8 protein-coding genes and 1 pseudogene are annotated in these 8,760 nt (G+C 66.0%); 7 read left to right on the top strand and 2 right to left on the bottom strand.

Going from position 1 to position 8,760, the window contains the following annotated elements; genetic code table 11:
* Nucleotides 1-4: 4 nt before the first annotated feature.
* Together ACVWY5_RS42985 and gspD are read right to left on the bottom strand one after the other, a co-directional pair.
* The gene (locus ACVWY5_RS42985) at nt 5-478 is read right to left on the bottom strand and encodes a tetratricopeptide repeat protein (RefSeq protein ID WP_028333662.1); all 474 of its coding nucleotides are present in this window, start codon (nt 476-478) and stop codon (nt 5-7) included.
* A gap of 76 nt (nt 479-554) precedes the next feature.
* Complete coding sequence (gene gspD / locus ACVWY5_RS42990) at nt 555-2,942, bottom strand: type II secretion system secretin GspD (RefSeq protein ID WP_321176739.1); 2,388 nt, start codon at nt 2,940-2,942, stop codon at nt 555-557.
* 336 nt (nt 2,943-3,278) lie between these two features.
* Here gspD and ACVWY5_RS42995 point away from each other — a divergent pair, with 336 nt between their 5' ends.
* The 7 genes and pseudogenes from ACVWY5_RS42995 to ACVWY5_RS43025 all read left to right on the top strand — a co-directional run.
* A complete protein-coding gene (locus ACVWY5_RS42995) occupies nt 3,279-4,955 on the top strand; it encodes a GspE/PulE family protein (RefSeq protein ID WP_028333660.1) in 1,677 nt (558 codons plus the stop codon).
* A gap of 4 nt (nt 4,956-4,959) precedes the next feature.
* Entirely contained in the window at nt 4,960-6,165 is a 1,206-nt protein-coding gene (locus tag ACVWY5_RS43000; RefSeq protein WP_028333659.1) for a type II secretion system F family protein, read from the top strand.
* 17 nt (nt 6,166-6,182) lie between these two features.
* The gene (gene gspG / locus ACVWY5_RS43005; protein WP_028333658.1) at nt 6,183-6,698 is read left to right on the top strand and encodes a type II secretion system major pseudopilin GspG; all 516 of its coding nucleotides are present in this window, start codon (nt 6,183-6,185) and stop codon (nt 6,696-6,698) included.
* Between the two features lie 15 nt (nt 6,699-6,713).
* Nucleotides 6,714-7,178 carry a type II secretion system protein gene (locus tag ACVWY5_RS43010; protein ID WP_028333657.1) on the top strand — a complete coding sequence of 155 codons (465 nt, stop codon included), beginning with the start codon at nt 6,714-6,716 and terminating at the stop codon, nt 7,176-7,178.
* Nucleotides 7,144-7,563, top strand: a complete 420-nt coding sequence (locus ACVWY5_RS43015) for a prepilin-type N-terminal cleavage/methylation domain-containing protein (RefSeq protein WP_244978550.1) — start codon at nt 7,144-7,146, stop codon at nt 7,561-7,563. Before ACVWY5_RS43010 ends, ACVWY5_RS43015 begins: the two co-directional genes overlap by 35 nt.
* Nucleotides 7,560-8,267: a prepilin-type N-terminal cleavage/methylation domain-containing protein gene (locus tag ACVWY5_RS43020; RefSeq protein ID WP_028333655.1), complete on the top strand. Its 708-nt coding sequence runs from the start codon at nt 7,560-7,562 to the stop codon at nt 8,265-8,267. The genes ACVWY5_RS43015 and ACVWY5_RS43020 overlap by 4 nt, the downstream gene beginning before the upstream one ends.
* Nucleotides 8,267-8,760, top strand: a pseudogene (locus ACVWY5_RS43025) (type II secretion system minor pseudopilin GspK); the annotation flags it as partial. The gene ACVWY5_RS43020 and the pseudogene ACVWY5_RS43025, both read left to right, overlap by 1 nt.

Raw genomic sequence — 8,760 nt, forward strand, 5'->3', positions numbered from 1 at the left:
GCGATTACTTGACGGTCAGGTGCACGTCCGGCGCCGGCCGATCGGGCGCCCATTCCAGTGCGAACCGCTGTCCGGCAATGATCTCATAGGTCGAAAGCTTGGATGCGACCGCATCGCGGAACCGGAGATAGGCATCGCGCTGCCACCCGTTCGAGCGGGCCGCGGCCAGATTGAGCCATTTGTAGGCCAGCACGAAATCCGTCGGAACGCCGTGACCCTTGTCGTACATCAGGCCGAGCTGGGCCTGCGCGAACGGGTCGCCCTGCACGGCGCCGCGATAGTAGCAGTCGGCGGCGGCTGCATAGGCCTGCGGCACGCCGAAGCCGTGCTCATACAAGAAGCCGAGCATGCCGAGGGCGCGCGCGTTGCCACGCTCGGCGGCCGGCGCGAGCTCCCGAGCCGCCCGGACATAGTCGCCGCGATGGAAGGCGGCCGATCCGCGCGCCACGCTGTCAGCGCTCGCGACAGAGGCGGTCACCGCCCAAACCACGATCGCAAGCGAAGCCGAGAGGCCCGTCCGTTGTGCGAGAACGCGGCGCATCCTGCTGCCCGGCTCAGTGATAGCTGGTGGTGATCGGCGCATTGGTCGACGTCGTGGCGATGCTGCCGCGCAATTTCGATCGAAGCTCCTCGGCCACGGTCTGGGCGTCGGAACCGTTGCGGATGATCTGCGGGCGGATGAAGATGATCAGCTCGGTACGCTGGGTGCCGTTGCTCTGATGTCCGAAGGCGTCACCGAGGCCCGGAATCTGATCGAGCACCGGAAGCGCATTGCGGGCGCCGCTCTGCTGCTCGCTGATCAGGCCCGCCAGCAGCACGGTCTGACCGTTGGCCACCGAGATCTGGCTCTTGACCCGTCGTTCCGAAACGGTCGGCGTCAGGTTGACCGTGCTGCCGTTGCTTTGGGGAACATTGCTGATCTCCTGTTCGACGTCGAGCCGCACGGTGCCGTTCACGCTGACGCGTGGCGAGACCTTCAGGATGATGCCGGTGTTGCGATAGTCGATGGTGTTGACCACCGTGTTGCTCGTGGTCAGCACCGTCGCGCTGCCGGTCGAGACCGGGACGACGTCGCCGACCTGTAGGGTCGCGACCTGGTTGTTGATCACGACCAGCGAGGGATTGGAGAGCACCTTGACGCTGGTGACGGCGTGCAGCGCATCCAGGATCAGGCTCGGCTGCGTTGCATTTCCGATCAGAAAGTTGAAGCCCGGGAAGCTCTGGTTGATGAAGGCATTGGTAAGCGATCCCGCGACCGAGACCGCGCCGGTGGTCGCGTCTGTGGTGGTCGCGGGCGCGGAAGTCGCCTGGGTGCCGAGGATCGAGCCGGTGTTCGGCTTCAGGCCGAGGTTCTGGCTGGTGAGATAGGTCTGCACGCCATAGGACAAGGTGTTGTTGAGCGTGACCTCGGCGATCGTCGCGTCGATCGCGACCTGGAGCTGCGGCTCGTCGATCTGCAGCAGGGTCGACTCGATGATGCGGTAGTTGGCCTGGTCGGCATAGATCAGGAGATTGTTGTTGACGACATCGGGCGTGATCCGGACGTCCTGCATGACGGGTTGCCCGTTGCCGCCGCCGGCACCGCGTCCGGCATCCAGCGCGGCATTGTTGCCCTGGCCCGGATTGTTGGGATTGTTCGCTTGCCCGCCGGCGCCGAATCCCTGGCCAAGGCCCTGGCCTGTTGCGCCTGTCCCCGACGTGCCGCGGGATGCAAAGCCGCTCATGCCTGAATTCGCGCCGTTGTTGTTGTTGAGCGACAGACGGTCGGCGACGCTCGAGGTCGACGAGGTGCCGGAGCCGGGCGCGAGCTGGCTGTCGGCACTGTCGAGCAGGTTGCCGGACGATCCGCCAAGGAACATGTCGGTCAGGACCCGCGCGATCTGGCGCGCATCGCCGTATTTGACGCGATAGACATGGACCGAGGTGCGCGCCGTGTCGTTGCGGTCGAGGCGCTTGATCCAGGTAGCGGCCGTGTGCAGCATGTCGGGCTTCTTGGTCACGACCAGGATCGCGTTCAGGCGCGCGATCGGCATGAACTTGATGACGTTCTGGCTGAGGCCGTTCTCGCCGGAATCGACGATTTTCTCCAGCTCGGCAATGACAGGCGCGGGCGAGCCGCTCGAGATCGGGAAGATGCCGACGGATTGGCCGCGCATCCAGTCTACGTCGAAACTGAGCACGGTATCGACCGCGGTGCGGCGCTCGGCGCCGGTGCCCTGGATCAGCAGCAGATTGCGCGTCGTGTCGGCGCGGATCGCGCCGGCCCTGGTGGCGAAACTGTCGGTCAGCTTCATGAGGGTCTGCGCCGACACATATTGCAGGGGCACCACCGAGATGCCGAATCCGGGTTCGGGATTGGCCGCTGCGGCATCGACGCGGCCGCCGCCGACGGCGTCGCCGAGCGGGGTCAGGCGATAGCCTGCCGTATCCTTCAGCAGCACGACGCCGCTCAGGCGGAGTGCGTTTTCGAGCACGAACACCATGTCGGACTTCGGCACCGGGCGGACCGAGACCAGGCTGACCGTGCCCTGCACCCGCGGGTCGATGGTGTAGCCGACATGCAGAATGTCGCCGAGCACCACCTTGGCGACGGTCGCGACCGGCGTGCTCTCGAAATTCAGGTCGAAGCCGTTGCCGTTCGATGCCGGTTGCGGCCGTGCATCGGCAACCGCCGTCACTTCGCTTCCGTCATACATCGCCGCGCGGACGCTGCCGCTCTGGCTGCCGCCCGTCGCCGCCAGTGCGTTCACCGGTTGCGGCTGGCGCTGCGCCAGATCCAGCGAGCGCACCTTGTCGGTGACGTCGAGTTGGGATGCGTCCACGCTCTCGCCGACCGTCGCGGAATTGCAGGACGCCAACAACCCCAATGACGTCAAGGCAAAAATGGCTGCGAGGCCGCCACGGATCGTCGGGCAGCGGCCCACTGTGCCTACGCGTTGCATGAAGGCCCTTCGCTTTGACTAACTGAAATTTCGATTGCTTGCGACGATCGGTCCTACCCCGGAGGGACTCTTAGCGATCGAACATGACAGAAATAAATTGGTTACATGATTGTCGTTCGCGACCGGCCCATCGCGTCGCACCTAAACTGTGCAGCCGATGCGCTGCTTGTGTCCGCGATGCCACCCTCAAAGTTTCTTGAGCGGGACGAATGATGTGACTTCGCACAGCTGTCACACTTCGGATCGATAACCGCACAATTGCCGGGAGCCGAACGCGACGGCACGCAGCGGCACTTGGCACGAACTGATCCGGGATAGTGTGGCGGGATATCGAGAATGGCCAACGACCTGTCCGTTCGGTTCGTGGATTATCTGCGTCAGAACAATCACCTGGCGCCGAGCGATGGACCGGCTGAGCGGACCGGGCAGGGCGCCGACGTCAGGCAGTTGAAACTGTGGGAGGTCACCAGCCTCTCCCCGACCGACTTCGCCGACGAAGCCGCGCGCTTTTTCTCGCTTGGACGGCTGACGCTCCAGGAGATGACCTCGGCCGAGCCGCTGGTCGGATCGTTCTCGCCGCGCTTCCTGCGCGAGACCATGGTCTATCCGTGCCGCGCGGTCGACGGGACCACGGTGCTCGCCGTCGTCGACCCGACCGATCAGGCAACGCTGCGGGCGGCACAGATCGTGCTTGGCGCCGGCATCCATGTGAAGGTGGCTTCGTCGGAAGACGTCGCCATCGCGCTGAACAACTCTTCCAGCGCCGAGGAGGCCGAGGCCGCCGATAGCGCGGCGGCGCTGCCCCGCGAAGACGACATCGAGAGCTTGCGCGATCTCGCCAGCGGCGCGCCGGTGGTGCGCGCCGTCAACGATCTCATCGAGAAGGCGGTCGAGCTTCGTGCCAGCGACATCCATGTCGAGCCGTTTTCCGGCGGACTGACGGTGCGCTTGCGGATCGATGGCCTGCTCCGGCCGGTCGCCGCGCTGTCGGGCGTGCTGCCACAGGCGGTGGTCTCTCGCATCAAGATCATCGCCAACCTCAATATCGCCGAGCGCCGCCTGCCGCAGGACGGCGCGGCGCGGCTGCGGGCCGGTCGCACCGACATCGATATCCGCGTCGCGATCATGCCGACGCAGCACGGCGAATCTTGTGTCATTCGTATCCTGCCCAAGGATCGCGGCCTGTTGGTGGTCGAAAAGCTCGGATTCTCCGAGCCTGACGAAGCCAAGCTGCGGCGGCTCTTGAAGCTGCCGCACGGCATGGTCGTGATCACGGGACCGACCGGCAGCGGCAAGACCACGACGCTGGCCACGATCCTGTCGATCCTCAATGAGCCGAGCCGCAAGATCCTGACCATCGAGGATCCGGTCGAATACGAGCTTCCCGGCGTCAACCAGTCCCAGATCAAGCCCGCGATCGGCCTGACCTTCGCCACCGCGCTGCGGTCCTTCGTTCGCCAGGACCCGGATGTGATCATGGTCGGCGAAATCCGCGATTCGGAGACCGCCCATGTCGCGGTGCATGCGGCGCTGACCGGGCATCTGGTGCTAACGACGCTGCACACCGAGACCGCAGCTGCCGCGGTGCCGCGTCTGCTCGACCTCGGGGTCGAAGGCTATCTGTTGCGTTCGGTGCTGCGCGGTGTGATCGCGCAGCGTCTGGTCCGGCAACTCTGCGAGCGCTGCAAGACGGCGCGGCCGCTGGCAACAGCCGATTTCGCCGAGGACCCCCGGGTCGCCGCGCTCGGCTTCAAGGCCGACGAGATCATTCAGGAGCCATGCGGCTGCGAGCGCTGTGGCGGGACCGGCTATCGCGGCCGCCTCGGCGTGTTCGAGTTGCTCGAACTGTCCAATGAGCTGCGCGAACTGATCGGGGAGCGAACCGACGGGCTGAAGATCGATACGATGGCGATCCGCTCGGGCATGACCACGATGCTCGACGATGGGGTCGCCAAATGCCGCGCCGGATTGACCTCGCCTGCCGAGATCCTCCGCGTCGCAACGGTGCGGTGACGCCGTGCCGAATTATCGCTATCGCGCTCTGACCCAGGCCGGCGAGATCGTGAACGGCACGATCTCCGCCCCGACGGCGGCCGAGGTGGCGCGGCGGATCGAATATCTCAAGCTGCTGCCGATCGAAACCACCGAGGACAAGCGCGCAGCCACCGGTGGCCGCAGCCTGTTCGGCGGGCCGAGCGCGGCCGAGGTCACCACGTTCACGCGTGATCTCGCACTGCTGCTCAAGGCCGGTGCGCGGCTCGACGATGCCTTGGAGCTGCTGTCCGGCGACGCCGATGTCGGCCGGATGCGTCCAGTGGTGGCGAAGATTCGCGCTGCCCTGCTCACCGGCGAGAGCTTTGCCGATGCGGTTGCCGATCATCCAACCCTGTTCCAGCCGATGTACATCGCCCTGGTCCGGGTGGGAGAAATCTCCGGCACGCTCGATTCCGTGCTGGAGATGCTGGGGACCGAGCGCGCGCGTTCCGAGCAGATGCGGCGCAAGCTGACCGACGCCATGCAATATCCGGCCTTCGTGCTGGTCGCGGCGTCCGGTGTGATGCTGTTCTTCCTGCTGTTCGTGCTGCCGCAATTCTCGACCGTGCTCGGCGATTTCGGCGGCAAGTCGGACACCGCGCTCGCCAGCTTCATTGCGGTGTCGGATTTCCTGCGCGCCAATGCCACCGTGGCAAGCCTGATCAGCGCGGCGCCGATTGCGCTCGCATGGTGGCTGCTACGGCAGGCGCGCGTGCGCGCCGCGCTGGTCAACGCCATCTCGCGTGTGCCGGGCATCAGCAGCGCCTTCCAGTTCTATCGGGCCAGCCTGTTCTGCCGCAATCTCGGCGTCCTGCTCGGCAGCGGTGTCAACCTCACCGCCGCGCTGCGCATCCTGGTCGACATCATGTCAGTGACCGGAAGCGAGGCGAACTGGACCGCCGCCGCCGACCGCGTCCGCCATGGCGGCAAATTGTCGGAAGCACTCGCCGTGGCGGACAGCCTGCCGCCGATGGCGGTCCGCATGCTGCGGCTCGGTGAAGAGACCGGGCAGCTGCCGGTGCTGGCCGGGCGGGTCGCGGAATTCTACGAAGCAAAATTGCAGCGCAGCCTGGACCGGGTCGTCGGCATCGTCGGTCCGCTGGCGATCATCACGATCAGCACCGTGGTCGGCGGACTGATCGTGTCGGTCATGACGGCGCTGCTCTCGGTTACGCAGCTAGTCGGTTAGAGCAGGGGTCATCGGCCATGATATCGCGCAGCACCATCATAAAGGCATTCGCCACGCGAGCGGAACGCGCTCGCACGCCGTCGCAACGGCCAAGGCGTTCAGGGCAGGAAGGCTTCACGCTGGTCGAGATGCTGGTCGTGATCGCGATCATCGGCCTGATCATGGGGCTGATCGGGCCGCGCGTGCTCAACTATCTCAGCGAATCCAAGGTCAAGACCGCGCGCATTCAGCTGCAGAGCTTCTCCAGCGCGCTCGACCTGTTCTATCTCGACGCCGGGCGCTTCCCGTCCACGGCTGAGGGGCTTGCCGCGCTGGTCCGGCGCACGCCGGGGGTCGCGGCCTGGAATGGCCCGTATCTGAAGGGCGGCAACGTCCCGAACGATCCCTGGAACCACCCCTATCTCTATCGCTCGCCGGGCGAACATGGACCGTATGACATCGTCTCCTACGGCTCCGATGGTCAGGAGGGCGGCAGCGGCACCTCGGCCGATATCTCGCTCGAGAAGACCACCGCCGCGAACAACGACCAGTAAGGATGCATGGCAAGCATGAGTGACGCGACGCAGCGCGGTTTCACCCTGCTCGAGATGGTGTGCGTGCTCGCCATCATCGCGCTGCTGGCGGCCGTGCTGCTTCCGTTCATTCCGCACCAGACCTCGCGATCGCGCCTGCAGGCCTATGCATTGCAAACCGCGACGCTGCTGAAGGCCGACCGGAATGCCGCCATCGAGCGCAGCACCAGCGTTGCGACGCTGGTTGATGCGCCGAGCCGGGTGATCCACTCCGGCGCGTCGCACATGACGGTGCGGATCCCCGAAGACGTGCGGTTCGATGCCGTGCTGCCGCAGAGCTGTCAGCGCCGCGCCGCACTGTCAACCATCCGCTTCTTCGCCAATGGCGGTTCCTGTGGGGGCTCCATCGCGCTGACGCGGCTCGATGCGGGATATGAGGTCCGCGTCAACTGGCTTACCGGAAGGGTTGAAATCGTTGCTCGCGACGTCGCCGCCAACTAACCGCGCTGATGCGGGGTTTACCATCATCGAGGTGCTGGTGGCGCTGGCGCTGGTGGCTGTCTCGATCGTTGCGATCGGCGCCGTCATGGGCGTCAAGACGCGCGGCGTGCGGGCGCTGGAGCAGCACGTGGCGCTGATGCAGGCGGTGCGCACCTTGATGACGGTCGGCATCCCGCCCCGCGCGGAATTGCAGTCGGGCACCTCGACGGGGCAGGTGGAGGGCTACCGCTGGACCATCGACGTCGCTCCGCTCGGCGGCGACTGGAAGGTGCCCGAGGGCAATGTGCCATGGGCCCCGGAGCTGGTGCGCATTCGCGTCAAATCCCCGGGCGGTGCGCTGTCCGACATTCGCACCGTTCGCCTGATGCCGAGGTCGTCGGAATGACCCGGGCATGGGCAGACCAGCGAACGGGCGAGCGCGGCTTCACGCTGATCGAGACCATCGTCGCGCTGGCGCTGATGGGGCTGTTGCTGTCGGCGCTCGCCAGCATCACGGCGCAGTGGCTACCGAGCTGGAACAAGGGCCTCGACCGGATCCAGCGCAGCGAATTGATCGGGATCGCGCTGGAGCGGATCGGCGCCGATCTTGCGGCCGCGGAGTTCGTTGCCGCCAACCGCGACAGCCACAAGCCGCTGTTCGACGGATCTGAATTGTCCGTGATGTTCGTGCGCACGTCGGTGGGGCCGAATGCCGGGCCGGGGCTCGATGTGGTGCGCCTTGGCGAGGTCAGCGATCGCGGCGAGTTCGTCACGGTTCGCACGCACACGCGCTTCACGCCGCTTGCCGACGGGGTGTCGCTGTCGGAGCAGGTCCATCTCGGCAGTCCGGTGGTGCTGCTGCGCGCGCCCTATCGGCTGTCGTTCGCCTATGCCGGCGCTGACCGAGCCTGGAAGAGCGCCTGGAAGGACGCCGACAGACTGCCGGCGATGATCCGGCTGACCGTGCGCGATGTGGCGAGCCAGCGCGTCTTGTCGGTTTCGACCATCGCGCCGGTCCATGTCCAGATTCCGAGCGACTGCACCAAGCCGGACGGCAATTGCGGCGACAAGCAGAGTTCCGGCAGTGGCACTGATCAGGGGAAGACGTGATGCGCGCGTCCGGCAAGATCGGCCGATCGCCGGCCAATCGCGGTTTCGTCATCGTTGCGGTGCTCTGGATCCTGCTGGCGTTGTCGTCGCTGGCGATCATCTTCTCGGCCTATCTGGCCGCGTCGGCGCGCGCGCTGGCGGCCAGCGACCTGTCGTTGCAGACCGAGGCGCTGGTGTCGGCCGGGCTCGAGCTCACCGCCTATCAGCTGACGCTGACGGACGACAAGACGAGGCCGCAGCAGGGGACGTTTCATTTCGGTCTCGACGATGCCAGCGTCGGTGTCACCTTTACGTCGGAGGCCGGCCGCCTTGATCTGAACTACGCGTCGAAGGAGATGCTGATCGGCCTGTTCGTCGTGCTCGGCGCCCGCAAGGACGCCGCCGCTGAATATGCCGACCGGATCGTCGGCTGGCGAACCCGGCCCGCGCCGGGCAGCGAGAATGTGGAGGCGGCGCGCTACAACGCGCTTGGCTATTCGCCGCGGCAGGGGCT

The sequence above is a fragment of the Bradyrhizobium sp. USDA 3256 genome, assembly GCF_054058275.1.

Bases quoted from the DNA above. Each gene is read 5' to 3' on its own strand.
- ACVWY5_RS43020 (WP_028333655.1), top strand. From the start codon at position 7,560: ATGACCCGGGCATGGGCAGACCAGCGAACGGGCGAGCGCGGCTTCACG.
- ACVWY5_RS42995 (WP_028333660.1), top strand. From the start codon at position 3,279: ATGGCCAACGACCTGTCCGTTCGGTTCGTGGATTATCTGCGTCAGAAC.
- gspG (WP_028333658.1), top strand. From the start codon at position 6,183: ATGATATCGCGCAGCACCATCATAAAGGCATTCGCCACGCGAGCGGAA.
- gspD (WP_321176739.1), bottom strand. From the start codon at position 2,942: ATGCAACGCGTAGGCACAGTGGGCCGCTGCCCGACGATCCGTGGCGGC.
- ACVWY5_RS43010 (WP_028333657.1), top strand. From the start codon at position 6,714: ATGAGTGACGCGACGCAGCGCGGTTTCACCCTGCTCGAGATGGTGTGC.